We start from the raw sequence: 25,839 nt of genomic DNA, 5'->3' as shown, positions 1-25,839 counted from the left end.
CTTTTATCCGGGGCGAGTGCCCACTGAGGAGAGCGTTATGAAGAGAATTATTAGCAGCCTGTTGATCGCGACGGCCCTTGTTGGATCGGCTATTCAGCCCGCTGCCGCGCGTGACCACCACCATCACGATAATACCGGCCGCATCATCGCCGGCGGCGTCGCCGCAGGAGTGGTCGGCGGCCTGATCGGCGGCGCAATCGCGAATGGTGGCCCTCGCTACGTCGATGAAGGCCCACGTTACGTAGAGAGCCCCCGCTATGTCGAGCCCCAGCCGAGGTGCTGGTATGAAGACCGCGATGTTCGCAACCGCTATGATGGCGGCTACCACGCCGAAACCGTGCGGGTCTGTGAGTAGATCTGAAGTCTGAAGCGGTGTTGAACTCGTCATCACCGCTCGACCCTCAGCCGGGGCTGCCTTCCACAGCCTCGGCTTTTCTCTGCAAAAATTCCGCCCGCCGCACCGCCTGTCATGCAACTGTCAGAGACGAGCAATAGCTGAGAGCCAATGAATGATGGTCCCGCGAACGACGGCAAAGTGCCAAAAAAAGAGCGCATGCGTTTTGTCAGCGCCGAGCAGGTAGCGCAACGGGCGGGCGTTTCGCGCTCCGCCGTGTCGCGTACCTTCACGCCGGGCGCAAGCGTTGCGCCGGCAACGCGGGAAAAGGTGCTGCGGGCGGCGGAAGAGCTCGGCTATCACGTCAATGATCTGGCGCGCGGCGTACTTGCCAATCAGAGCCGCCTGGTCGGCATCGTCGCGACGCGGCCGGAAGTCGGTTTTCGCGCGCATCTGGCCGCAGCCCTTGCTAAATCGCTGATCCGCCGCGGCAGCATTCCGATCCTCGTCAACACCGGCCAGACGGAAGAGGAGCTGCTTGCCGCCCAGAAGATGCTGATCGGTCACCGCGCCGAGGCGATGATCATCCTCTCCGGCTCGCCGCCGGCAAGTTTCCTCGAACTCGCCCAGCGAAACGGCCAGCCGCTCGTCGTCATCGGCCGGTCGGAGCCCGACGCCGACCATGTACGCGCCGGCAACACCGAAGCCTCACGGAAGGCTGCGACCGCCTTTTACGACAGTGGCCGGAGGCGGCTGGCGGTCATTGGCTCCAACTCCGGAACGCCTGCCATCGTCGAGCGTGAAAACGCCTTCCTGGCGACGGCAGAGACGCTTGGCGCATCCGTCACCGTCGCCCGCGGCGGCGATTCTGATTATGACGGCGGCGTCACCGCCGGGCGGGCGTTGTTTTCGCAGACAATCAAGCCCGACGCCGTCTTCTGCGCCAACGACCAGATCGCCTTCGGGTTGATGGATGTGGTGCGCCTGGAAGCAGGATTGCGCATTCCCGAGGAAGTCGCCGTCATCGGTTTCGACGACGTACCAGAATCCGCCTGGCTGAGCTATCAGCTGACCACCTTCCGCCAGGACCCGCTGATCATGGCGCAACGCGCCGTCGCGCTGATGGAGCGGCGGCTGGAAAATCCGGACTCGCCGCCGGCTTACGAGTGCGTCATTCCCGAACTGGTCATCCGCCGAAGCTTCCAACCGTAAGCTCTTCCCTCATGGCTTTTCGCCGAGGTCATCCTGTGGCAAGAAGGGTCATGACGCTAGAGCATGATGCCGAAAAGTGTGAGCGGTTTTCGGGCGACATCATGCTCTAATTCTTTAAATGTAGAACAGGATTCAGATTTTAGGCCAACCGGGCCTAAAATCATCCCGTTCTAGGCGCTGCATGGGAGGAAGATCGCCAGAGATGAAGGGAATCCGCCAGCTCGCCGAGCATCTCGATATTTCGATCGGTACCGTGTCGCGTGCGCTGAACGGCAAGCCCGACGTCAATGACGAAACGCGCCGGCGCGTGCTCGCTGCTGCCGAAGAACTCGGTTATGTCGCCAACCAATCGGGCCGCAGCCTTCGCCAGGGCATGACCAACGTCATCGGGCTGATGCTCGAAGTCAGCCGCGAGACGGTCGAAAACAGTGACGACTTCTTCCTCGGCGTCACCGACGGGCTGCAGAGCGTCTTTTCCCGCCACAAGCTCGATCTGGTCATGCTGCCCTGCCCCGATGACGAGGATCCGCACGAATATCTGAAGCGCATGGTGGCGCGCCGGCTCGTCGACGCAATGATCATCTCGGCGACGCGGCGCACCGACCGGCGCATCGAGCTCCTGGAAAAGGCCCGCATTCCCTTCGTGGCGCTCGGCCGCAGCGCGTCCGGCGGCAGCTATACCTGGATGGATCTCGATTTCGAGGGTGTGGCGGCCCGCGGCGTCGACCGGCTAGTCGCAAAAGGCCATCGACGGATCGCGGTGGCAGCCCCCTCCTCCGACATCAACCTCGGCTACATCTTCCTCGACAGTTATCGTCAGGCGCTGAAACGCTACGGTATCGCCTTCGACCCCGCCCTCGTCATCCGCGTGAAGTCGAGCGAACAGGGCGGCTATCAGGCAGGCCACGAACTGCTGATGATCGAAGATCGGCCGACGGCGATCATTCTGATCCACGAGCTGATGGCGATCGGGCTTTACCGCCGGCTTGCCGAGGCCGGCATCGTGCCCGGCCGCGACCTTGCCGTCGTCGGTTTCCGCGAGGAGCCGCGCACGCATTTCCTGCAGCCGTCGCTGACCTCCTTCCGCATGTCGCTGCGCGATCTCGGCGCCCAGCTCGGCGAAACGCTGCTCGCCAGCATGCCGGCCTATGCCGAGCACTATCCGCAGGGCGCCCGCAACCGGATCTGGCCGCTGGAACTCGTTCCCGGGGAAAGCGATGCTTTCACGCTTTCGCGCTGACGCCCCTCAGACCCGGCTCGGCGCCGCCGGAGGCTCCCGGCTGGACAGCTGACGCGTGACGAAGAAGACCAGGAGGGCGCCGGCGGCAAGGCAGGCGGCCAGGAAGAACATCGGCGCGATCGTGCTGCCGCTCTGATCCTTGATCCAGGGCACGACGTTCTGGGCGACGAAACCGCCGAGATTGCCGACCGAATTGATGGCGGCAAGGCCAGCGGCGGCCCCCGCACCTTTCAGGAAGCGCGAGGGCAGGCTCCAGAACACCGGCTGCGGCGCGAAGATCCCGGCGGCGGCCACGCAGAGGAAGGCGAACTGCAGGGCGTGGTTCGGGATCAGCGCCGAGAGCAGCAGGCAGGCGGCGCCGATGAAGGCGGGAATGACGATATAGGGCGTCTTCGATTGCGCCTTGTCGGCCATGGCCGGCACGGCATAGAGCGCCACCGCCACCAGCAGCCAGGGAATGATGTTGAGGAAACCGTTGACCGTGTTGCTGACACCAAAGGCCTTGACGATGGTCGGCAGCCAATAGCTCAACCCGTAGGCCGACAGCGGAAAGGCGATATAGCAAAGCGCCATCAGCAGGACGCGCGGGTCGATCAGCGCCTTGAAGCCGTTTCCGGCATGTTCGCCCATGCCGGCATTTTCCGCGGCGAGCCGGCGTTCGAGCCAGTCCTTTTCCTCACCGGTCAGGAAGCTCGCATTTTCCGGCCGGCCGGGAAGATAGAAGAAGGTGACGATGCCGGCGATGATAGCGGGAATACCGGTCGCCAGGAACACCCACTCCCAGCCGGCAAAGCCGTAGAGACCGTCGAGATCGAGCAGCACGCCGCCGAGCGGTGCGCCGACGGCATTGGCGATGGCGCTGAAGATCATGAACAACCCGACCATCCTGCCGCGATACACCGAAGGAAACCACAGCGTCAGCAGATAGAGCACGCCCGGAAAGAAGCCGGCTTCGCACACGCCGAGCAGGAAGCGCAGGATATAAAACATCGTCGCGTTCTGCGTGAAGGCGAGCGCCACGGTGACGATGCCCCAGGAGACCAGGATGCGGGCGAACCAGACGCGAGCGCCGAGCCGGTCGAGGAAGAGGTTGCTCGGCACCTCGAAAAGAAAATAACCGATGAAGAACAGCGAAGCGCCGAGGCCGTAGGCATATTCGCTCATGCCCAGCGCATCGACCATCTGCAGCTTGGCGAAGCTGACATTCTGCCGGTCGATATAGGCGATGAGATAAAGGATGCCGAGAAACGGCATCAGCTTCCAGGTGATTTTCGAGATCAGCCGCTTCTCATCGACCATTGCGTATTCTCCGGAATGACATTGCTACGTCGGAACGTAGATAGCGCCGCCCGTCAATATTCAATTGCGCGAGGTATTTTCTCCGATGCCGCAACCCTGATTGGTGGCCGCACCCGAAACCCGGATGCGGCCTGTCCTGATCATTCGGCGGCGGCAACCGCGGCACGGCGGCCGATCGTTGCCTGGGTCAGCACGAAGGCTGCGAAGGCGCAGACGGCGATGCCGGCGGCCATCGGAACGGCGGTGCCGTCGAAGAACAGGCTCGATATCACCATGGCAACGGCGGAGATGACGAAATGCAGCGTGCCCATCAGCGACGAGGCAGTGCCGGCGATGGCCCCGTGATCCTCGAGGGCGAGCACGGCGCTCGTCGGAATGACGAGGCCGAGAAAGCCGTAGCCGATGAACAGGAAGCTCGCCATGACCGGCAGCTGGTTGAAGCCCGCCGCCATCACCACGGCCATGACGACCATGGCAAGCGCGAAGGCGCTGACCGCGATCCGCATGACGCGCACCAGGCCGAAACGCTCGCCGAGCCAGCCGGTCGCCTGCGACACCGCAAAGAAGGAGACGGCGTTGATCGAGAAGGCGAAGCTGTATTGCGTCGGCGTCAGCCCGTAGTGCTGGATCAGCACGAAGGGCGAGTTGGCGAGATAGACGAGGAAGCTCGAAATGCCGAGGCCACCGATGAAGGTCAGCGTCAGAAAATTGCGATCGGAAAGCAGCAGCCGGTAGGCCGTCATGGCGCTCTTGAGGCCGCTGCCGCTGCGCTCCTTGGCCGGCCGGGTTTCCTCAAGCTGGGTGGCGAGCAAGACAAGGCCGATGAAGGCGGCAATCGTCACCGCCCAGAACACGCCGCGCCAGCCGTAGAATTCGATGACGGCACTGCCGGTCAGCGGCGCCAGGATCGGCGAAATCGAAAAGACCAGCATCAGCAGCGACATCAGCCGCGCGGCCTGCACGCCGGTATGCATGTCGCGGACGATGGCGCGGGGAATGACCATGCCGGCAGCGCCGCCGATGCCCTGGATGAAGCGGAAGGCGATCAGCGTTTCGATGTCGGTCGAGAGCGCGCAGCCGATCGAGGCCACGGCGAAGACGCCGATGCCGAGATAGAGCGGCAGCTTGCGGCCCCACATATCCGACAGCGGCCCGTAGACGAGCTGAGCAAGCGCAAAGGAGATGAAGAAAGCGAGAAGTGTCAGCTGGGTGACGTTGTTATCGGCATGCAGGTCCTGGCCGATGGAGGGCAGCGCGGGAAGATACATGTCGATGGCGAAAGGCCCGATGGCCGAGAGAAGGCCGAGAATGAGGGCCATGCGAAAGAAGGAAGCCGTCATAAGGGTGATCTTTCGTAAAGCGCGGCGAAGGCGCCGGACCGTCGCTCCGCCGCAGTGCTCTTAAGGGGTTCAATGATGATCGTTCTCGCGAAGACGGAGGCGGTAGCTCATATCTTCTGTTGAAACAGACGCGTCAATAAATTTGGACACGGATGTAAAATTAGACGCCATTGTCTAAAACGTCAAGACGCCTTATCTTCTTTGTCATGAAAGATCGCATGACACCGGCAATCCGGATGGGTGGGCATACGCAGCGCGGGCAATGCGCCAAGCGCATGTCGATCCTCGATGCCGCCGCCGACGTCTTCTGCCGCCAGGGTTTTGCCGGCGCCAGCATTGACGAGATCGCCGCCGTCGCCTGCGTCTCCCGCCAGACGATCTACAATCACTACCGTGAAAAAGAGACGCTGTTCGTCGCCGTCGTCGAGGACGTCATGACCCGCGCCAACGCCATGCTATTCTCCGTGCTGTCGAGCTTCCCTGAAAAGGCCGACAATCTGGAGGACGGGCTCACCGCCTTTGCCGTACGCCTCAACAAGAACTGCATCTGCAATCACGACGGAAAATTCCTGCGCAAGCTGGTGCAGACGGAAGGTGAGCGCTATCCGCACCTGTTCGAAAGCTGGCGCCAGCAGGGCCCAGGCAAGCTGACCACTGCCCTCTCCGCGCTTCTCGCACGGCTCGCTCATAAGGGCGCGCTCGTCATCGACGATTTCGACGTCGCCGCCCGGCAGTTCGTGGCGCTCGGCAATGCCGACCTGCAGATGATGACGCTTTTCGGCGAAACACCCAGCGATGAAGAACTGGAAGGGGCGGCACGCAATGCCGTCCGTACGTTTCTCAAGGCCTATGGCAGGCCCGCGGATGTTGCCGGCCGGCCGCCGGAGCTTGCAGCCATAGCCGGCTGACCGGGTCTCGGTCAGCCTCCTGATCAGGCAAAGACCGTCATTTGCGAGGGCACGACCGCGAACATGCCGACGCGGCGTGCGGCAAGATAATTCACCAGCTGCTGAACGACAGAAGGCATGACCGGCTTCTGCACAACGCCGACCGCGCCTTTGACGCCATCGGCGATAACTTCCGGATTGCCGGTCATGAAGACCACTGCAATGCCGTGCTCTTGCGCCAGCCGCCGGCCGATCTCCGGCCCGGTCGGGCCGTCGGCGAGATTGACGTCGACGAAGGCGATATCGGCAAGCGGCGCCAGCCGCAGCGCCTGCTCGCGATCGCTCGCAAGTCCCGCCACCTGCATCCCCATGCCTTCGACGGTCGCCCCGAGATCCAGGGCGATCAGGAATTCATCTTCGACGATCAATACTCTCTGCTTCATGAGATCATCTCGTTGCCAGTGCCGCACGACATTGGTGGCCATGATACGTCCCCTTGTTACGCCCATACTTCTAAAGAGGGATCCGCTGCGGGAGCCTATCCCGCGCGAAACTCACGGTGGTAACGGGCAATTCCACAATATGTTCCGCGGCGGAACGTGATTCGTTGGAATTAAAGTATTGTTAACGTTGATAAATTCTTAAATTGGCTGGGGAAAAACTGAATCGTGCTCAATCTCACGCCAGCCGGCTCGATGGGAGCGTGACAAGGACGATATAATTATTTCTCCCATGTGGGGTCAGAATCTGAAGCGCATTGCCGGGTGGATACCAATTCTTTGGTAGTCTTAAGCCCTCGGGGCGTATTTCGAACCTCCAGTCTCCTGCGGAGAAGGGGTCATGTTGTTTCGAAGAATGCGCGCTGTGGTGTTCTAATACACGTAATTGCATGGCCGCCGAGCAAGTTTTTCGGCGCATGTCGGTCCGCCTCCCTCAACGCCAGTCCGCACATGCACTTCCCGTTCCGGTTTTCCTTCTTGTGGCCATCCTTTCGTTCGTTCCTCTTGTTGGCTTTGCGCAGGACGCCGCCGACGTTTTTGGATTGACAACCGAACGGACGACGGTGATCCGTCTGCCCGACGAGTCGCCCACACCAAGTCTCTTCTTGAAGTCGTCGATGAAACGATCCCCGTATTGGTCTGCGTTCAATGACCCGACAGAACGAGCGTCTGAACCGGCAGGAGCAGCGCTTGAATTCGCAGAATCATCGCATGTACAAGTCCAACGGCGTCGACCATATGCAGGGCAAACCACCTAACCGTACCAATGTTTGGATCGGCGAGCGCGTCGTGATTGTTGGTATAGGCGTTGGCGATGCAACTGCTTCCAGGCGGCACGCCATCGAGCCCTCCCGGATAAAGTGGCTGCAGAAAGACCGTCAGGGTGCCAGGCTGCGCCGTCTGCTGAACGTCGATGAGTTGATCCGTCGCGCGCAATTGTCCGGCCGCGATAACTTCCTGCACGTCGGTCACGACCATCGGAATGATCGTAAACGGCTTTCCGATGCAGGTTGCTTCGGCGATCATCCCCTTTTTCATAACCTGCGCTTCGATCTGGCCGAAGCCGGCGATCAGCGTGCTTTGTCCAGCGCCTTCTGGCACAAGGATCCCGGCAGGACGCAACATTGCATTGACGACGTCCCCGCGACGCAGCGTAAACTGTTGCACAGTACCCGCGACGCCGGCCCTTACGATGGTCTTGTCGAGTTCGACCTGCGCCTGCGCCAGGGCCGCTTCGGCGCTTGCTCTTTGAGCCGGCAACTGCACGGCGATCTGTGTCTCCAGGGTCAGCTTTTTCGCGACCGTCGCATCCAGCGCTCCCTTGCGGCCGTCGATCGTCGTTGCCAGGCGTTCGACCTCGCGCCTGGCGACAGCGTTGTTCGTCAGGAGCTGCGCCTTCATCTCGTATTCGTCGACCGCCGTCTGGTAGGCACCTTGCGCCTCTTTGATCTGGCCATCGACCCCTATAAGCTCGGTCTGGGTCACCTTTATTCCAGCCTCGACTTCTGCGACGCGCCGACGGGCCGTCTCCAGCGCTGCCTGCTGTTCGGAATTATCGAGCCTGAACAGTGGCGATCCGGCCTCGACCTTCTGGTTCAGCCCGATGAAAACTTCCTCTACACGTCCGGTTGCCTCCGGCATGATCGTGACGGTTCGGAATATCGCGGTGGCAGTCCGGGCTGACGGATGGAAGTAGAAAATCATCGTGATCAGCGAAACGGTCAGAAGAAGGCAGGCGGTGATACCCCACCGGAGTTCGTACCACACCGTATAAAGCGTGATGTCGCGGCCGATCCGCTTTCCCTGACCGTAGCGCCGGAACAGATAGTCGGGGAGGATCGTCAGTATGGAGCAGAGAAGCAACTCAAACATTCAGATATCCTCTCCGTGTACGCTGGTCTTGGACGGTGACGGTATTGGCTCTGCTTCCCCAGTATCTTCCACTATCAGAGCAGGATCGCCTGTCGTTTCAGCCTGGCGGCCGGAGAGTTTGCCGAGGGACTGGGCGATTGAGTAAAGCGGCGTGGAGAAGTCTGGAATCTGAATGAAGGCCAAAAGCAGCCCGGCAATCCAGAAAAGATGGTTGTGGGTGAACAGTGAGATGAGCGCCAGGACGGCCACGATCTCCATCTGCACCTTGTTCGTACGGTGGGCTCTGCGTTCGGGAAGGGCGTGCAATTGGAAGTACAGATTTCCAACTGCGAGCACGGCCACCAGCAGAAAGACAACGACGACAACGAAAAGGTAGTCCGTCTGTCCGGGCGGAGTGATGAAAATCGGCAGGTGCTCGATTGCCGCTGGATGAACTGATTGCTCCATTGCTACCACCTAAGAGAAAAAGAGTGAAATGCGCCGTCGTCGAGAGCGTCTTCGATTTCTTTTGCCAGTGCCGCGACCAACTCTTCGTACATCCTACGGCGCTCACCACGCGTCGGATCTATCGAGGCCTCCCACCTGGCGAACTCGGGTTTTGCTTCCGAAAAGTCCATGTGCCGGAAACTGCCGCGTAGCAGCGGCCACGTCTTCGTCCACGTTTCACTCCCAAGGCCACGACACAGCCACGTTTGCTTCTCTGATGTAGGGAGAGGTTGGCGGGGTTGTGGAGTATGTTACTGTATTATACGGGTTCACGATGACTGTCCCCAGGGGGATTGGGAGCGCCGACGAGGCACCGACAACCGGGAGTTCGTTGGAATGTGACCTGATTTCCTGCTCAATGCCCTTCACGGATAGGGAATTAGCAACCCGCCGATCATGATCAAACTGTAGGGTTCAGCGCCGTTACGGCCGCTCTGGCGCCGACGGCATAAAGAACCGTCGTCCCCACTTTGCGACCAATAACGTTTGCCTTTCATCAACCGCACCGTTCGCATCCATTGCCGCACGGGACGGCGGCGATTCACTCTGAATCGCTGGGCCGCCAATGCGCAGTTGGAGATTTGCGACCGCCGCTCCGGCCAACGCTGGGCTATAAGCGGTCGTGTCAATCAGCCCTTGGCCTTCACGAGCACCGGTTGGCTGCGGTAGTCGGCCGGAAACAGCGACTTCAAGTTCTCGATTTTCGGGAGGTCATTGTAGACGATATAGGGATATGTCGGATTGAGCGTCAGGAAATCCTGATGATAGGCTTCGGCCGGATAAAAGCCGGTGGCGTCGGATACTTTGGTGACGATCGGCTGGGCGAAGACATGGGCCTTATCGAGCTGACCGATATAGCGCTCGGCGACCTTGCGCTGCTCGGGACCGGCGACGAACAGCGCAGAGCGGTACTGCGTTCCCTGATCCGGCCCCTGGAAATTCAGCTGCGTCGGGTTGTGCGCCACCGAGAAGAAGATCTGCAGCAGCTTGCCGTAGCTGACCTTGCTCGGATCGAACGTTACCTCGACAGATTCGGCGTGACCTGTCGAGCCGGTGCTGACGGTTTCATACCGTGCCGTTCCGGCCTTGCCGCCGGCATAACCGGAGACGGCGCTCTTGACACCTTTGACGTGCTGGAAAACGCCCTGGACACCCCAGAAACAGCCACCGGCGAAAATGGCGGTCTCGGTGCCCGGTCCGGCTGCCTCGTCGACATCGGGCGGCGGGATGACGACAGCGTCTTCGGCCGCGCTTGCAACACCCGCAGCGATTGAGAAAATCGTGGCGGCCAGGAGCGCGGCAAGGCTCCGGCGGCGATAAGACATGGACATGGTGCTACTCCCTGCGATGGTCCAAATCCTTGCCTATTCCTTGAGAGGCCGCAAATCACAAGGCGATCACTCACGCCGATGTGACAGCCAGACGAAAGCGTCTGTGTGAAGTTGAAACAGCCTACAACCTGAGTTGACAATCCCGTGAGGAGTGAGGAGAGTGCCGCCGGTTAGAGCCTGCATTTCCGGGGGGAACCTTATGTCCGTGCGCTCGTTCTTCGCTTTCGCGACAATCGCATTTTCCATGATCGCCGTCAGTTTTCCCGCAGCCGCTGCGGACATCAAGCGCGACATCCAGACGATCAAGGACGCCGATTTCTTCGGCTTCGATCTTCGCACCGAGCAGAACGTCTCGCTCGATCAGTGCAAGACCTCCTGCATCGGCGATAAGAGCTGCAAGGCCTTCACCTACAATCCCAAGGTGAAATGGTGTTTCCTGAAATCCGATTTCAAGACGATGAACGCCTTCCCCGGCGCCATCGCCGGCAAGATCGTCGAAACCGCCGCCCAGAAGGAGCCGGACCTCGGCGCCGCGCCGCGCCTGACCTTCCTGACCAACGACCTGATCCAGCAGGCCCACGACTTCAAGGACAATCTCGAGCTGACCGACGACCAGCAGGGCCAAGGCGCTGACAGCCTGACCGCCAATGCCCGTCTCGACCTCACCGCCAACAATCTGGCCGACGCGCTCAAGTCCTTCCATGGCGCGCTGTCGATCACTCCTGACGACGCCGATCTTTGGCTCGAAACCGCCCGCGCCGCAGCTTCGCTCGGCACCGCCGAGAGCGGTACGAGCGGCCAGGCCGTGCTCGACGCGCTGAACGGCTACGAGCTGACGCGCACCAAACCCAAGCGCGCCGAAGCGCTCGCCGTCCTCGCCGACGCCCTGGACCGAAACGCCAATTACCGCCCGGCGCTCGACGCCTACAAGGCGAGCCTGGCGCTGGTTGCCTCCGACGATGTGCAGGCGGCCTATCTGCAGCTGAAATCGACGCAAGGATTCCGCATCACCGAACACACGGTCGATGCCGACAGCGCCACGCCGCGGGCCTGCGTCACCTTCTCCGAGGCACTCGTCAAGACCACCGACTACACGCCCTTCGTGACGCTGAACGGCGCCGCCCCCAAGGCGCTCGAAACCAAGGACAAGCAGATTTGCGTCGAGGGGCTGACCCATGGCGAGACCTACAAGATCGCCTTCCGCACCGGCTTGCCGTCATCCGTCGATGAGGCGCTCGAAGCACCGGTCAGCATCGACGTCTATATCAAGGACCGCAGCCAGATGGTGCGCTTCACCGGCGACAGCTTCGTGCTGCCCTCGACGGCACGCCGCGGCATTCCGATCGTCTCGGTCAACCTGGCCTCGGCCAACCTCAAGCTCTACCGCATCGGCGATCGCGCCATCGCACCGCTGCTGACCAATTCGCAGTTCCTGAGCCAACTCGACGGCTACAGCGCCCAGAACATCCAGGATCAGAACGGCGAACTCGTCTGGCAGGGTTCGATCGACATCGCCAACGAGCTCAACAAGGATATCGTCACCAGCTTCCCGGTCGACGAGGCGCTGCCCGAGCGCAAGCCCGGTATCTACGTCATGACGGCAACCGGCCCGAACGGACCGACGCAGGAGTGGGATTCACAGGCGACGCAGTGGTTCCTTGTTTCCGATATCGGCATCACCACCTATGCCGGTACCGACGGGCTCAATGTCTTTACCCGTTCGCTCGCATCGGCAAAGCCGATATCGGGCGTCGAGCTGCAGCTGCTCGCCAAGAACAACGAAGTGCTCGGCACCGCGACCACAGACGAAAACGGCCGCGCCACCTTCACCGCCGGCCTGATCCGCGGCACGGCGGCGCTGACGCCCGCCGTCATAACCGCCAAGAACGGCACCTCGGACTACGTCTTCCTCGACATGACGCGGGCCGGCTTCGACCTCTCCGACCGCGGCGTCACCGGCCGCGCCGCACCCGGCGCGATCGACGTCCTGACCTTCACTGAACGCGGCATCTACCGCGCCGGCGAGACGGTGCATGCGCAGGCGCTTGCCCGCGACACCGACGGCAACGCCATCGAGAACCTGCCGCTCACCTTCATCTTCAGCCGACCCGACGGGGTCGAAGACCGGCGGATCGTCAGCCAGACCAGCAATCTCGGTGGTTACAGCATCGATTTCCTGACCCAGGAAAATGCCATGCGCGGCACCTGGACGATGAACATCTATACCGATCCCAAGGGCAGCGCGATCGCCAGCAAGAGTTTCCTGGTCGACGATTTCGTGCCGGATCGCACCGACATGGAAATCAAGACCGAGGCCAAGGAAATCGGCCCGGATACGCCGGCGACGATCAATATTTCCGGCAAATATCTCTATGGCGCCCCGGCCGCCGGCCTGACGCTTGAAGGCAATGTCGTCGTCAAGCCGACCCGCGAGAGCGCCGCCTACAAGGGCTTCCTCTTCGGGCTTGCCGACGAGGAGGCGAGCGAGGATTCGCGCCTGCCGATCGACGGCCTGCCGGAACTCGACGAGAACGGCGAAGCCTCGACCGATCTGACCGTCGGCGACCTGCCGGCAACGACGCAGCTGCTCAACGCCACCGTCTATATCAGCATGCAGGAGGCTGGCGGCCGCGCCATCGAGCGTTCGCTGACCCTTCCGGTGAAGAATGAGCGCGCTTCGATCGGCATCAAGCCGGAATTTTCCAGCGATCTGCCCGAGAATTCGATCGCCAACTTCACGGTGATCGGCGTCAATGCCGATGGACAGAAGCAGGAGGCCAAAGGCCTGCGCTGGAAATTCTACAGCCTCAACCGCGAGTACCAATGGTATCGCGAGGGGACGGCATGGAAATACGAGCCGGTCTATACCGCCGAGCAGATCGCCAATGGCGGCGTCGACGCGACGACGGACGGCGGCAAGATCTCCGTGCCGGTGAAATGGGGCCGCTATCGCCTCGAAGTGGAAAGCCCGGATGCCGACGGCCCGACCTCCAGCGTCGAATTCGACGCCGGCTGGTTCGTGGCGTCGACCTCGACCGAAACACCGGACGGGCTGGAAATCGCCCTCGACAAGGACAGCTACAAGATCGGCGACACCGCCAAGCTGAAAGTCACCTCGCGCTATGGCGGTGAGCTGATGGTCATGGCCGGAACCGAAAAACTGGTCGCGGTGCAAAATGCGACGATGGGCGAGACCGGCGGCGAGGTCGACATCCCCGTCACCGCGGATTGGGGGGCCGGCGGCTATGTGACCGCGACGCTCTTCCGCCCCGGCGACGCCCAGGACAGCCACATGCCGATGCGTTCGATCGGCATCAAATGGCTGAAGGTCGATCCCGAGCAGCGGGCGCTGCAGGTCAAGCTCGACACGCCGGAAAAAATGCTGCCGCGCGGACCGCTCAACATCGGCCTGCAGGTGGCGGGCGCCGGCGCCAATGAAGATGCCTATGTCACGGTTGCCGCCGTCGATGTCGGCATTCTCAACTTGACGCGCTATGAACCGCCGAACCCGGAGGATTGGTATTTCGGCCAGCGTCAACTCGGCCTGGAAATCCGCGACCTCTATGGCCGGCTGATCGACGGCTCGCTGGGTGCGACCGGCAAGCTTAGAACCGGCGGCGACGGCGGCGCCATTGCGCTGCAGGCGAGCCCGCCGACGCAGAAACTCGTCGCCTTCTTCTCCGGACCGGTGAAGCTCGACGCCGAAGGCAAGGCCAATGTCTCCTTCGACATTCCGCAATTCAACGGCACGGCGCGTGTGATGGCTGTGGCATGGTCGAAGACCGGTGTCGGCCACGGCGTCAAGGACGTTATCATCCGCGATCCCATCGTCGTCACCGCGAGCCTGCCGAAATTCCTCGCCCCCGGCGACAAGGCCAATCTGCGCCTCGACATCGCCAACACCGATGCACCGGCCGGCGACTACAAGCTGCAGCTGACCGGCAATGACGCGATCGGCATCGACCAAGCCTCCGCCGCCCAGACGATCCGTCTCGAAGCCGGGGCGAAATCCGAGCTGACGCTGCCGCTCATCGGCAAACAGCCGGGCGCCGGCAGCGTCTCGATCAACCTCTCCGACGCCTCCGGCCTCTCGCTCGACCAGACCGTCGACGTGCCGGTGCGTCCGTCATCCCTGCCGATCACCGAACGCAGGGTACTGGCGCTGAAACCCGGCGCCAAGCTCACCGTCGACAAGAACCTGCTTGCCGACAGCGTGCTGCCCGGCGCCTCGATCAGCGTCAACGTCACCCGTTCGGCCGCCTTCGACATTCCCGCCCTGCTGATGACGCTCGATCGCTATCCCCTCGGCTGCGCCGAGCAGACCACCAGCCGGGCGCTGCCGCTGCTCTATCTCGCCGAAGTGGCCAAGCAGGCCGGCATTGAAAATGACGACGATGTGCACAAGCGCGTGCAGGACGCGATCTACCGCGTCCTCTCCTACCAGGCTTCGGCCGGCAGCTTCGGCCTCTGGGGACCGGATTCGGGCGACGTCTGGCTCGATTCCTACGTCACCGATTTCCTGACGCGGGCCCGCGAAATGAAATATGACGTGCCGGAGAAGGCCTTCGTGCAGGCGCTCGAAAACCTGCAGAACACCCTCTCCTACACCACCGACATCAAGGGCCAGGGCGACCAGATCGCCTATGCCATCTATGTGCTTGCCCGCAACAAGAAGGCGGCGATCAGCGATCTGCGTTACTACGCCGATACGATGATCAACGATTTCCCGACGCCGCTTGCCAAGGCGCATATCGCCGCCGCACTGGCGCTCTACGGCGACGCCCAGCGTTCGAAGAACATCTTCGTCGACGCGCTGCAGATGTCGCAGCAATCGATGGTGTCGCGAGTGAACCTGTCGCGCACCGACTACGGCACCATCCTGCGCGATGGCGCGGCGATCCTGGCGCTCGCTGCGGAAAGCCGGCCGGTGCCGCCCGTCATCCCGGATCTTGCCAAGGCCGTCGCCAAGGAATGGAGTCGCAGCAAATACAAGAGCACCCAGGAAGAGACCTGGATGCTGCTTGCCGCACGCGCCATTCAGGGCGGCGATGACGGGTTGAAGGTCGACGTCAACGGCGCCGCCCATACCGGCGCCTATATGGCCCGCATGAGCGGCGATGCACTCGCCGACCATCCGCTGACGCTGACCAACCAGACGAGCGACGCGGTCTCGGCTGTCGTCACCACCGTAGCCGCCCCGACCGTGCCTCTGCCGGCCGGCGGCGACGGCTTCATTATCGAGCGCAGCTATTACACGCTCGACGGCGAAGAGGCGAATGTCAGCGAAGCCAGGCAGAACGAACGCTACGTCGTCGTCATCCATGTGCGCGAGACCAACGACTGGCCGTCGCGCATCGTCGTCACCGACCTTCTGCCGGCCGGTTTCGAGATCGACAATCCGAACCTGGTCGATAGCGCCCAGATGACGAATTTCGATTGGATCGGCGAGATAGCGGCCGCCCATACCGAATTCCGTTACGACCGCTTCGTCGCTGCCTTCAACCGCGCCCAGGGCGACGAGCGCGAATTCAACGTCGCCTATGTCGTGCGCGCCGTCACCCCCGGCACCTACGACCATCCGGCCGCCAGCGTCGAGGACATGTACCGGCCGGAGCTTTCGGCCCGTACCGCGACCGGCAAGATGGAGGTCGTGGCAGCACAACAATGAGGCTGTGGCGCAAGATCGCGATCGGGTCCGCCGCCGGCATCCTTCTTGCCGGCGCGGCCCTCTTCGCGCTCGACGCCGCCGACACGGCCTTTCCGCCGCCGCTCGATAAGGCGAACCTGGTCTCCGCCGAGGTGCTGGATGCCGACGGCCAATTGCTGCGCGCCTTCGCGACCTCGGAAGGCCGCTGGCGGCTGAAGACTGGAGTCGCCGACGTCGATCCGCAATTCCTGCGCATGCTGATCGCCTATGAAGACCAGCGTTTTTACGATCACGGCGGCGTCGACGCCTGGGCGCTTGGGCGCGCGAGCCTGCAATTCATCCGCAACGGCCGCATCGTTTCCGGCGCTTCGACACTGTCGATGCAGGTGGCGCGGCTCATTGAGCCGCGGGCGGGACGTTCGCTTTCGGCAAAACTGCTGCAGCTCGCACGCGCCGTGCAGATCGAGCGGCGGCTGTCGAAGGAGCAGATCCTCGACCTCTATCTCACCCATGCGCCCTATGGCGGCAATCTCGAAGGCGTGCGCGCCGCAAGCCTTGCCTATTTCGGCAAGGAGCCGCGGCGTCTGACCGTCGCCGAGGCCGCCCTGCTCGTCGCCTTGCCGCAATTGCCCGAACGGCGCCGGCCGGACCGCAATCTCCAGGCGGCGCATGAGGCGCGCAAGCGCGTGCTTGAGCGCGTCGCCGTGGCTGAGGCCGTCGGCGACGGCGAAGCGGCGCGGGCCGAGGTTGTCGCCATCCCGTCGCGGCGCATGCAGTTGCCGGCACTGGCCGCCCATGTCGGCGAAGCGGCTCTGCGCAAGGAGCCTTCGGTCCTCAAGCATCAGACGACCTTGAAGAAGCAGGTGCAGCAGGGGCTGGAGGCGGTCGCCCGGGCAGCGGCGATGAAACTCGGGCCGAAGCTTTCGCTCGCCATGGTGATGGCGGATGCCCAGACCGGCGCGATCGTCGGCGAGGTCGGCTCCGCCGATTATTTCGACGCCAGCCGCTCCGGTTGGATCGACATGACGCGCGTCAACCGCTCGCCCGGCTCGACGCTGAAGCCCTTCATCTACGGGCTCGCCTTCGAGCAGGGTCTCGTCTCTCAGGAGACGATCATCGAGGACCGGCCGGCCGATTTCTTCGGTTACCGGCCGCGCAATTTCGACATGAGCTATCAAGGCGACGTCACCGTCCGCGAGGCCTTGCAGCTCTCCTTGAATGTGCCGGCCGTCAAACTGCTCGACGCCGTCGGACCGTCGCGGCTGCTGGTGCGCTTCCGCCGCGCCGAGGTGCGGCCGGCTTTGCCGCCGAACGAGACGCCGGGGCTGGCGATCGGTCTTGGTGGCGTTGGGCTCACGCTGAAGGATCTGGTGCAGCTCTATACGGCGCTCGCCAATCGCGGCCAGCCGGCAAGGCTCGGCGACGGCATCACCGGAACGCCTGATAAGCTCGACGGCGAACCGCTTTTGGAGCCGGTGGCGGTCTGGAATATCGCCGATATTCTTTCCGGCGTCATCCCCCCCACCGGCGCGCCGCAGCGCGGCATCGCCTACAAGACCGGCACGAGCTACGGCTATCGCGACGCCTGGTCGGTCGGCTATGACGGACGTTATGTCCTCGGCGTCTGGGTCGGACGGCCCGACAACAGCGCCGTGCCTGGTTTGACCGGCTATGGCACCGCCGCACCCATCCTGTTCGAAGGTTTCGCCAAGTCCGGCATCGCGACAACGCCGCTGCCCCGACCGCCCGCCGGCGCCGTGCGCATCGCCCAGTCCGAGCTGCCGATCAGCCAGCGGCGGTTTGCGCTGAATGCCAGCGGCCTGCTTGTCGCCTCCGGCCGCGAAGCCGCGCCTCAGATCGTCTATCCGCCCGAGGGTGCTCATATCGATCTCGGCGCAGGCGCAGGCGACCTGTCGCCGCTGATGCTGAAGCTGCAGGGCGGCCGCGCCCCCTTCCGTTGGCTTGCCAACGGCAAGCCGCTGCCCGATCTCTCGCGCCGGCGCACGCAGCAGTGGCTTCCGGATGGCGGCGGCTACTCGAAACTGACCGTTATCGACTCGGCCGGACGCGCCGCAAGCGTGGGCGTTTTCATCGACTAGCATCGGCCCGAAAATCGGAATCGCTTTTCGGAAAGCACGATGCGTAGATTCAAAAATGTTACAGCGTCCTTTGCGCGTCTCAAAAGACGCGCGGCGCTGTAAGGGAACCAAACCCCCGGTACAACCGTTGGAAAGGGTCTCCCTCCAACGTCCAGACGGCCTCATGACACTTCCGACCGCGACCTACCGGATACAATTCCGCAACGGCATGACCTTCGATCGTGCCTGCGGCCTCATTCCCTACCTCAAGACCCTCGGCATCAGCCACCTCTATGCCTCACCGATCTTCACCGCCGTTAACGGCTCGACCCACGGCTATGACGTCACCGATGCCAACGACATCGATCCGGCGCTCGGCGGCCGGGCGGGGTTCGAACGGCTGACGGAAAGCCTTGCCGCGGCGGGCATGGGCCTCATCCTCGATATTGTTCCGAACCACATGGCCGCCTCGCCGGAAAACGGCTGGTGGCGCGACGTGCTGGCATTCGGCCCGCAGAGCGCCTATGCCGGCCACTTCGACATCGATTGGAGCGAGCCGCTGACCCTGCCGCAGCTCGGCCAGGATTTCGAGGCGGCACTTGCCGCCGGCGAGCTGCGGATCGTGCTCGACGAAACGCGCGGCAATTTCGCCTTCGCCTATTTCGAAACGCTGCTGCCGCTCAACCCCAGCAGTTACGGCGCGATCGCAAACCGGCTCGACGATCCGGTGGCAACGAGAATGGCGGAGGCTGCGGCCATAACCTCCGGCGAGGACTTTGCCCGCACCATGCGCGACATCCTCTTCGAAGGCGGCGACCGGGCGGTGCTCAGGCAGAAGCTCGAGGACATCTCCGCCGATCGCGACTTCGTCAAAGGCCTGCATGAGGCACAGTACTGGCGGCTCACCCATTGGAAGGAAGCGGCGCGGCATTTGAGTTATCGCCGTTTTTTCGAGGTCACCGGGCTTGTGGGAACCCGGGTCGAAAATCCCTCCGTGTTCGAGGACATGCACCGGCTGACGATCGAGCTGGTGCACCATGGCAAGGTGCAGGGCCTGCGCATCGACCATGTCGACGGGCTCGCCGAACCCAAGGCCTATCTCGACCGGCTCAGAGACGCGGTTGGGCCGGACACCTATATCGTCGTGGAAAAGATCCTCGGGGGCGGCGAAGCGCTGCCGGAGAGCTGGCCGGTCTCGGGCACCACGGGATATGAATTCATCGCGGCACTCAGCGAACTCTTCGTCGACGGCAGCGGCCTGCGCAGATTGGATGATGCCTATCGCAGCCTCGCCGGCGAGACCGGCGATCTCGAGGAAGGCCGGCGACTTGCCAAGCGGCTGATGGTCGAGCGCAACTTCGCCGGCGAGACCAGCAGGCTGGCAGCGATCGCGGTGGGGATCTTTCCCGAGATAAACAGAGACGAGATCGCCACGGCGCTGACCGAGCTGCTGATCGCCTTCCCGGTCTACCGCACCTATGGCGACGGCGGTCCGCTCGCCTGGCAGGATTCAGCCGTCCTTGCCGCAACCGCATCGCAAGCCATGGCCCGGCTCGATGATCGGCGGGCCCTTGATCATGTGCTGCGGCTTCTCGAAGGCAAGGTCGACGGTGATGCGGCCCATGAGTTCCGCATCCGCTTTCAGCAATTGAGCGGGCCGGTGATGGCGAAAGCGACTGAGGATACGCTGTTCTATCGCTATAACCGGTTGCTTGCCGCAAACGAAGTCGGCGGTGAACCCGGCAAGGCGCCGGATGGCCCGGAGGGTTTTCATCGCCGCATGGCCGACCGGGCACGGCTGCAGCCGCACGGGCTGTCGGCAAGCGCCACTCATGACACCAAACGCGGCGAGGATGCGCGCGCCAGGCTTTATGCGCTGAGCGAGGGCGCCGATGTTTTCGCGCAGGCGGTGGCGCGCTGGCGTGAGATGAACCGGCCATGGCTGACGGAGCTGCCGGATGGAGCAGCACCGGAGCCGAATGTCGAATGGATGCTCTATCAGGCGTTGGCCGGCATCTGGCCGGAGGATTTCGGCCGAGCTCAGACGGCCGAGCTTGCCGAGCGCTTTACCGATTACGCGGTCAAGGCGGTGCGCGAGGCGAAACTCCACACCGGCTGGATCGAACAGGATGCCGCTTACGAAGACGCGGTGAAGGCCTATGCGGCGGCGCTGATTTCACCCGAGAACGACGCCTTCCTCGAGGATTTCGAAAGGGTGCTGCAGCCCTTCATCGCCGCCGGTTACCTTAACAGCCTGTCGCAAACGCTCCTCAAGCTGACGGCGCCCGGCATTCCCGACATCTACCAGGGCTCCGAGGGTTTCGATTTCAGCCTCGTCGATCCCGACAACCGCCGGCCGGCCGATCATGAACGGCTCACCGCCTGGCTCACTGAAGCTGGGCCGATCGCCAAGCTTCAGGCGGCCGCGTTGAAGCAGCGCATCATCGCGATCGGCCTGCAGCTGCGCCAGCGGCACCCGGCACTCTTTGCCAGGGGTGACTATCTGCCGCTGAAAGTGACGGGCAGCCGGCGCGAGCACCTGCTGGCGTTTGCCCGGGTGCACAAGGACAATTTCGCGATCGTCGCCGCACCCCGGCTGATGTTCGGCTGGCTCGACCCCGGCGTGCTCTTTGCCGGCCCGGAATTCTGGGAGGATACGGCGATCGCCGTCCCCTCCCCTCTCCATGGGCTGAAGGCGGATCTGGTGACCGGCAAGACGATCGAACCCGGCGGCAGCATTGCGGTCGCCGCCCTGCTCGGCAGCCAGCCGGTCGGATTGATCAGCCCGATCTGAGGATCGGGCGACAGAGCGCCGGCTTCAAAAAATGGGCCTTGTCAAAATTAGCGCTTGACCTTCCAGTTGCTGGAAGGTGGATAAGCATCTCCAACTGCCCCAGGGCATAGGAGATAGTCATGAATATCAAACACGACCACGATCACCATCACGGTCACATCCTTGATGACAATCACAGCTGTTGCAGCCATGGCCCGGAAAAGACTGCCGGCGTCATGACCCGCGATCCGGTCTGCGGCATGACCGTTGATCCGGAGGTCGGCAAGTCATCGCTCGATCACGCCGGCCGTCTCTATCATTTCTGCTCCGAGGGCTGCCGGACGAAATTTGCGGCCGCGCCGCAGGATTACCTGACGGCAAAGGATCCCGTCTGCGGCATGACCGTCGATCGCTCGACGGCGAAACATTTTCTGAAAGTCGAGGGCGAGAAATTCTACTTCTGCTCGGCCGCTTGCCGGACAAAATTCGAAGCCGATCCCTCCGCCTATCGCGACGGCAACCGCCCGGCGGCAAAGCCGGCGCCGAAGGACACGCTCTATACCTGCCCGATGCACCCGGAGGTCGTCAGCGACCGGCCTGGCGACTGCCCGAAATGCGGCATGGCGCTGGAGCCGATGGGCATTCCGCCAGCCGGCGAAGGCCCAAACCCGGAACTTGTCGACTTCACCAGACGGCTTTGGGTCAGCGCCATCCTGGCTCTGCCGCTGCTCGCCCTCGGCATGGGACCGATGCTCGGCCTGCCGCTCCGCGAAGCGATCGGCGAACCGCAGGCGAGTTACATCGAGCTGTTGCTGGCAACGCCTGTGGTGCTGTGGGCGGCCCTGCCCTTCTTCCGGCGTGCATGGGCGTCCGTCGTCAACCGCAGCCCGAATATGTGGACGCTGATCGGTCTCGGCGTCGGCACCGCCTATGTCTACAGCCTCGTCGCCACGCTCGCGCCAGGGATCTTCCCGATGAGCTTTCGCGGCCATGGCGCCGCCGTGCCGATCTATTTCGAGGCGGCCGCCGTCATCGTCGCTCTCGTATTCGTCGGCCAGGTGCTGGAATTGAAGGCACGCGAGCGCACCGGTTCGGCGATCCGCGCGCTGCTCGATCTCGCGCCGAAGACGGCACGCCGCATTGGTGCCGATGGCAGCGAGAGTGACGTGCCGGTGGACGAGATTGAGACCGGCGACCGGCTGCGCGTGCGCCCGGGCGAGCGTGTGCCGGTGGATGGCTCCGTCCTCGAGGGCCAGTCGACCGTCGACGAATCGATGATTACAGGCGAGCCTCTGCCCGTGGAGAAGTCGAAAGGCGACGGACTGACCGGCGGCACGATCAACAAGAACGGCGCGCTCGTCATGTCGGCCGAGAAGGTCGGCGCCGACACGGTGCTGTCGCGCATCGTCGACATGGTCGCCAAGGCGCAGCGCTCGCGGGCGCCGATCCAGGGGGCGGTCGACCGGGTGTCGGCCTTCTTCGTGCCGGCGGTCGTCGCCGCGGCCATCCTTGCCTTCATCGTCTGGGCAGCGGTCGGACCTGAGCCGAGCCTTGCCAATGCGCTGCTGGCCGCCGTCGCCGTTCTGATCATCGCCTGCCCCTGCGCACTCGGTCTTGCCACACCGATGTCGATCATGATCGCGACGGGGCGCGGCGCTGGAGAAGGCGTGCTGATCAAGGACGCCGAAGCACTGGAGCGTTTCTCCAAGGTCGATACGCTGATCGTTGACAAAACAGGCACGCTGACCGAGGGAAAGCCGAAGCTTACCGACATCGTCGCCTTCGGTGGAACCGACGAAAACCGGCTGCTGTCGCTGGCCGCCAGCCTGGAGCGCGGCTCCGAACATCCGCTGGCCGAAGCGATCGTTTCCGGCGCCGAGGAGCGCGGCGTCGCCTTCGTCGAGGTCACCGGCTTCGAGGCAAAGACCGGCAAGGGCGTTCAGGGTCTTGCCGGTGACACGATGGTGGCGCTCGGCAATGCGGCGATGCTCGCCGATCTCGGCATCGATGCTTCGGCGCTTGCCGAGAAGACCGAAGCCCTGCGCGGCGATGGCAAGACGGTGATGTTCGTGGTGGTCGACAGCGCGCTTGCCGGTCTCGTCGCCGTTGCCGACCGGATCAAGCCGACCACTCAAGCCGCTATCAAGGCGCTGCACGACAGCGGTCTGAAGATCATCATGGCAACGGGCGACAATGAGCGCACGGCGCGGGCGGTGGCAAAAAGCCTGGGGATCGACGAGGTCCGCGCCGACATGCTGCCGGAGGGCAAGAGCGCGCTGATCGACGAACTGCGCTCCAAGGGCGCCGTCATCGCCATGGCCGGAGACGGCGTCAACGACGCGCCGGCGCTCGCTGCTGCCGATGTCGGCATCGCCATGGGCACCGGCGCCGACGTGGCGATGGAAAGCGCCGGCATTACCCTGGTGAAGGGCGATCTCACCGGCATCGTCAGGGCGCGGCGGCTGGCCGAGGCGACGATGCGCAACATCCGCCAGAATCTCGGCTTCGCCTTCGGCTACAACGCGCTCGGGGTGCCGGTCGCAGCCGGTGTGCTCTATCCGATCTTCGGGCTGCTGCTATCGCCGATGATCGCGGCAGCGGCGATGAGCCTCTCATCGGTCTCGGTGATTTCAAATGCGCTGAGACTGCGCTTTGCAAAATTATAGGAGATGGCGATGAATATCGGCGAAGCATCCGAGCAGTCCGGCCTGCCTTCAAAGACCATCCGCTATTACGAGGATATCGGCCTGATCCGCCCCGAAAGGGGCGGAAACGGCTACCGCGACTATGCCGCGACCGACATTCACAAGCTGCGCTTCCTGCAGCGCTCGCGCGGTCTCGGCTTTTCCGTCGAGGAATGCCGGCAGTTGCTGGCGCTCTATGAGGACAAAAGCCGGGCAAGCGCCGACGTCAAGGATATCGCCGAGACCAAGCTTGCCGAGATCGACCGCAAAATCCGCGAACTCTCGCAACTGCGCCGCACGCTGGAGCATCTTGTGCATGCGTGCCACGGCAATGACAGGCCGGACTGTCCGATCCTCGAAGGACTTTCGGACGGCGGCTGACCATGTTGGGAAACGCAGATGGCGCTGTTCAGGAAAGCTGCGGCATGTTCTGATTGGCTGCCAGCGCCGATGGAGCTCCCTCTCCCTCGCCGTCATCCAGCCGATGTTTGATCGCAAGCGCGTAGATCACGTCGAGAATATTGCGGTCTCTCAGATGGGGATCGATCAAGGCGAGAAGCGAGGCCCGGACGATCTTCTTGCTGGTGGCGTTTGGACAACGCGCTTTGACGAAATCATAGAGCGCCTGATCCGTCAGCCCTTCCATGGCGCCGTCTACGAGAGCTTCGTAGACCCGCTTCTTATCTTTCATTCTTTATTTTCCCCTCAAATCAGCGGCGTCATGATCTGTCATATAATTGTCATAAACAATCGCGGATTTGAGGTGCGGCAACGGCATCTTCGGCCCGCATGATTTTTTTAGCCGCGCCGGGAATAAAATCGGCCGCGCTTGCGTATACTCAATCATGGAACGCAAAGAACGCCCCTTCGACGTCATCGGACAGCTTGCAGCGCTCAGGCGCTATGCTCGCTCGCTGGTGCGCAATTCGGACGAGGCGGAGGATCTGGTGCATGATGCGCTGGTGCGTGCGCTCGAGAAGAAAAAGAGCTTCCGCAGCGGCGGCAATCTGCGCACCTGGCTGCTCTCTATCCTGCACAACGCTCATATCGACCGCCTGCGCCAGAACCGATCGCTGACCCGCCGCCATGACGAGGCGGCTGTCGAGGCCGAGCAGTCGCTGCCGGCCGGCCAGGAACATGCCGTGCGCCTGCAGCAGGTGCGCGACGCCTTTTTCGGCCTGCCGGAGGAACAGCGCGAGGCGCTGCATCTTGTTGCAATCGAAGACCTTTCCTACCAGGAAGCCGCCAATGCGCTCGGCATTCCGATAGGGACGCTGATGTCGCGCATCTCCCGCGCCCGCGCGCAATTGCGCGAATTCGAGGAGAACACGCCGCGCAAGTCGCATCTGAGACTGATCGGAGGAGACGGCAATGAAAGCAATTGATCCGATCCTCGATGCCGATCTCGACGCCTATGTGGATGGCGAACTCGATGTCGCCCGCCGCATCCAGGTGGAATCCTATCTCTCAGACCATCCGGCGATTGCCGCCAAGGTCATGGCCGACCTCAGCGTCAAGGGCGAGCTGCGCTTGGCGCTCGCCGGCGAAAGCGCCTTTGGCCGCCCGGAGACCCGCGATGCGGCCCGCCGGCTGGAACGTGGCCTTTCCTATGGCCGCATCTTCCATTCCATGCAGCGCATTGCCGCTGTCGGCATTCTGGTGACCGCCGGCTGGGTGGCACATAATTCCTTCGGCGCTTTCTCGGCAACCGAGGTATCGGCATCGGTGCCGGCACCCGCCTATGTCGAGGATGCCGTCCGTGCCTATCAGACCGCGGCCCTGCGGCAATCGATGCCCCCGCAGACGCCGACCACCTACAGCGCTGACGATATTCGCGCCGCTACCGCCATCGTGATGCCGGAACTGCCTGCGGATTGGAAGGTTGCCGACGTGCAGATCTTCCCATCCGAATTCGGCCCCAGTGTCGAGATGGCGATCGAGCAGTCGGATGGAAAACGGCTGTCGCTTTTCGCCGTTCGCCCGGGGGCATTCGAGGTCAAGCCGGTCAGCCATCTCGCACTTGAGAAAGCAGAAGCCGCCTATTGGCAGATCGGCGAGGTCGCCTATGCGCTGATCGCCGACGAAAGCGGCCTCAATCTCGATCAGGCGGCCGAACGGCTCGCCCGTTCGCTCTATTAGTTCAAACCGAGGAGATC

Annotated in this window: 18 protein-coding genes; 11 read left to right on the top strand and 7 right to left on the bottom strand. The window is 62.9% G+C overall.

Translation table 11 applies throughout. The features are described 5' to 3' along the window. Positions 1–37 precede the first annotated feature (37 nt). The 3 genes from OS035_RS11690 (at position 38) to OS035_RS11680 (ending at position 2,786) form a co-directional block, all read left to right on the top strand. On the top strand, positions 38–355 hold the full coding sequence (locus tag OS035_RS11690; RefSeq protein WP_097625652.1) for a hypothetical protein: 318 nt from the start codon (positions 38–40) through the stop codon (positions 353–355). A 150-nt stretch (positions 356–505) separates the two neighbouring features. Beyond that, complete coding sequence (locus OS035_RS11685) at positions 506–1,546, top strand: LacI family DNA-binding transcriptional regulator (protein WP_183777866.1); 1,041 nt, start codon at positions 506–508, stop codon at positions 1,544–1,546. A gap of 202 nt (positions 1,547–1,748) precedes the next feature. Further along, positions 1,749–2,786 (top strand): LacI family DNA-binding transcriptional regulator, encoded by a 1,038-nt coding sequence (locus OS035_RS11680; RefSeq protein WP_183777865.1) that lies wholly within the window; start codon positions 1,749–1,751, stop codon positions 2,784–2,786. A gap of 6 nt (positions 2,787–2,792) precedes the next feature. Here OS035_RS11680 and OS035_RS11675 read toward each other — a convergent pair whose 3' ends face one another. Then, positions 2,793–4,085, bottom strand: a complete 1,293-nt coding sequence (locus tag OS035_RS11675) for an MFS transporter (protein ID WP_097625655.1) — start codon at positions 4,083–4,085, stop codon at positions 2,793–2,795. A 140-nt stretch (positions 4,086–4,225) separates the two neighbouring features. Beyond that, on the bottom strand, positions 4,226–5,425 hold the full coding sequence (locus OS035_RS11670; protein WP_183777864.1) for a multidrug effflux MFS transporter: 1,200 nt from the start codon (positions 5,423–5,425) through the stop codon (positions 4,226–4,228). 170 nt (positions 5,426–5,595) lie between these two features. Here OS035_RS11670 and OS035_RS11665 point away from each other — a divergent pair, with 170 nt between their 5' ends. Continuing rightward, a complete protein-coding gene (locus OS035_RS11665; protein ID WP_183777863.1) occupies positions 5,596–6,333 on the top strand; it encodes a TetR/AcrR family transcriptional regulator in 738 nt (245 codons plus the stop codon). A 23-nt stretch (positions 6,334–6,356) separates the two neighbouring features. Here the strand turns inward: OS035_RS11665 and OS035_RS11660 are convergent, their stop codons facing one another. The 4 genes from OS035_RS11660 to msrA all read right to left on the bottom strand — a co-directional run bounded on the left by OS035_RS11660 (position 6,357) and on the right by msrA (position 10,501). Further along, the gene (locus tag OS035_RS11660; RefSeq protein ID WP_183777862.1) at positions 6,357–6,797 is read right to left on the bottom strand and encodes a response regulator; all 441 of its coding nucleotides are present in this window, start codon (positions 6,795–6,797) and stop codon (positions 6,357–6,359) included. A 660-nt stretch (positions 6,798–7,457) separates the two neighbouring features. Beyond that, positions 7,458–8,684: an HlyD family secretion protein gene (locus OS035_RS11655; RefSeq protein ID WP_183777861.1), complete on the bottom strand. Its 1,227-nt coding sequence runs from the start codon at positions 8,682–8,684 to the stop codon at positions 7,458–7,460. Beyond that, positions 8,685–9,131, bottom strand: coding sequence for a hypothetical protein (locus tag OS035_RS11650; protein ID WP_097625660.1), 447 nt, complete (start codon positions 9,129–9,131; stop codon positions 8,685–8,687). 668 nt (positions 9,132–9,799) lie between these two features. Then, complete coding sequence (gene msrA / locus OS035_RS11645) at positions 9,800–10,501, bottom strand: peptide-methionine (S)-S-oxide reductase MsrA (RefSeq protein ID WP_222148618.1); 702 nt, start codon at positions 10,499–10,501, stop codon at positions 9,800–9,802. Positions 10,502–10,700: 199 nt separating this feature from the next. On the opposite strand from msrA, the gene OS035_RS11640 reads away from it, so the two are divergent. From OS035_RS11640 to cueR, 5 genes are all read left to right on the top strand, one after another. Beyond that, positions 10,701–16,169, top strand: coding sequence for an alpha-2-macroglobulin family protein (locus tag OS035_RS11640; protein WP_331813713.1), 5,469 nt, complete (start codon positions 10,701–10,703; stop codon positions 16,167–16,169). Then, complete coding sequence (pbpC, locus tag OS035_RS11635) at positions 16,166–18,247, top strand: penicillin-binding protein 1C (RefSeq protein WP_183777858.1); 2,082 nt, start codon at positions 16,166–16,168, stop codon at positions 18,245–18,247. The genes OS035_RS11640 and pbpC overlap by 4 nt, the downstream gene beginning before the upstream one ends. Before the next feature lie 163 nt (positions 18,248–18,410). Continuing rightward, positions 18,411–21,020, top strand: a complete 2,610-nt coding sequence (treY, locus tag OS035_RS11630) for a malto-oligosyltrehalose synthase (RefSeq protein WP_331813712.1) — start codon at positions 18,411–18,413, stop codon at positions 21,018–21,020. A gap of 119 nt (positions 21,021–21,139) precedes the next feature. Next, entirely contained in the window at positions 21,140–23,665 is a 2,526-nt protein-coding gene (locus tag OS035_RS11625) for a heavy metal translocating P-type ATPase (RefSeq protein WP_331813711.1), read from the top strand. A gap of 9 nt (positions 23,666–23,674) precedes the next feature. Then, entirely contained in the window at positions 23,675–24,064 is a 390-nt protein-coding gene (cueR, locus tag OS035_RS11620; protein WP_097625667.1) for a Cu(I)-responsive transcriptional regulator, read from the top strand. A 28-nt stretch (positions 24,065–24,092) separates the two neighbouring features. Here the strand turns inward: cueR and OS035_RS11615 are convergent, their stop codons facing one another. Further along, positions 24,093–24,374 carry a hypothetical protein gene (locus tag OS035_RS11615; protein ID WP_183777855.1) on the bottom strand — a complete coding sequence of 94 codons (282 nt, stop codon included), beginning with the start codon at positions 24,372–24,374 and terminating at the stop codon, positions 24,093–24,095. A gap of 154 nt (positions 24,375–24,528) precedes the next feature. Here OS035_RS11615 and OS035_RS11610 point away from each other — a divergent pair, with 154 nt between their 5' ends. Together OS035_RS11610 and OS035_RS11605 are read left to right on the top strand one after the other, a co-directional pair. Further along, positions 24,529–25,068: a sigma-70 family RNA polymerase sigma factor gene (locus OS035_RS11610; RefSeq protein WP_183777854.1), complete on the top strand. Its 540-nt coding sequence runs from the start codon at positions 24,529–24,531 to the stop codon at positions 25,066–25,068. Beyond that, positions 25,055–25,822: an anti-sigma factor family protein gene (locus tag OS035_RS11605; protein WP_097625670.1), complete on the top strand. Its 768-nt coding sequence runs from the start codon at positions 25,055–25,057 to the stop codon at positions 25,820–25,822. Before OS035_RS11610 ends, OS035_RS11605 begins: the two co-directional genes overlap by 14 nt. Positions 25,823–25,839: the final 17 nt, after the last annotated feature.

Origin of the sequence: Rhizobium sp. 268 (assembly GCF_036571585.1) — a bacterium.
In the GTDB taxonomy this organism is placed as follows: Bacteria; Pseudomonadota; Alphaproteobacteria; order Rhizobiales; family Rhizobiaceae; genus Rhizobium; species Rhizobium redzepovicii.
The sequence above is the reverse complement of the archived record's forward strand: the minus strand, read 5'-3'. Positions and strand labels throughout refer to the sequence as shown.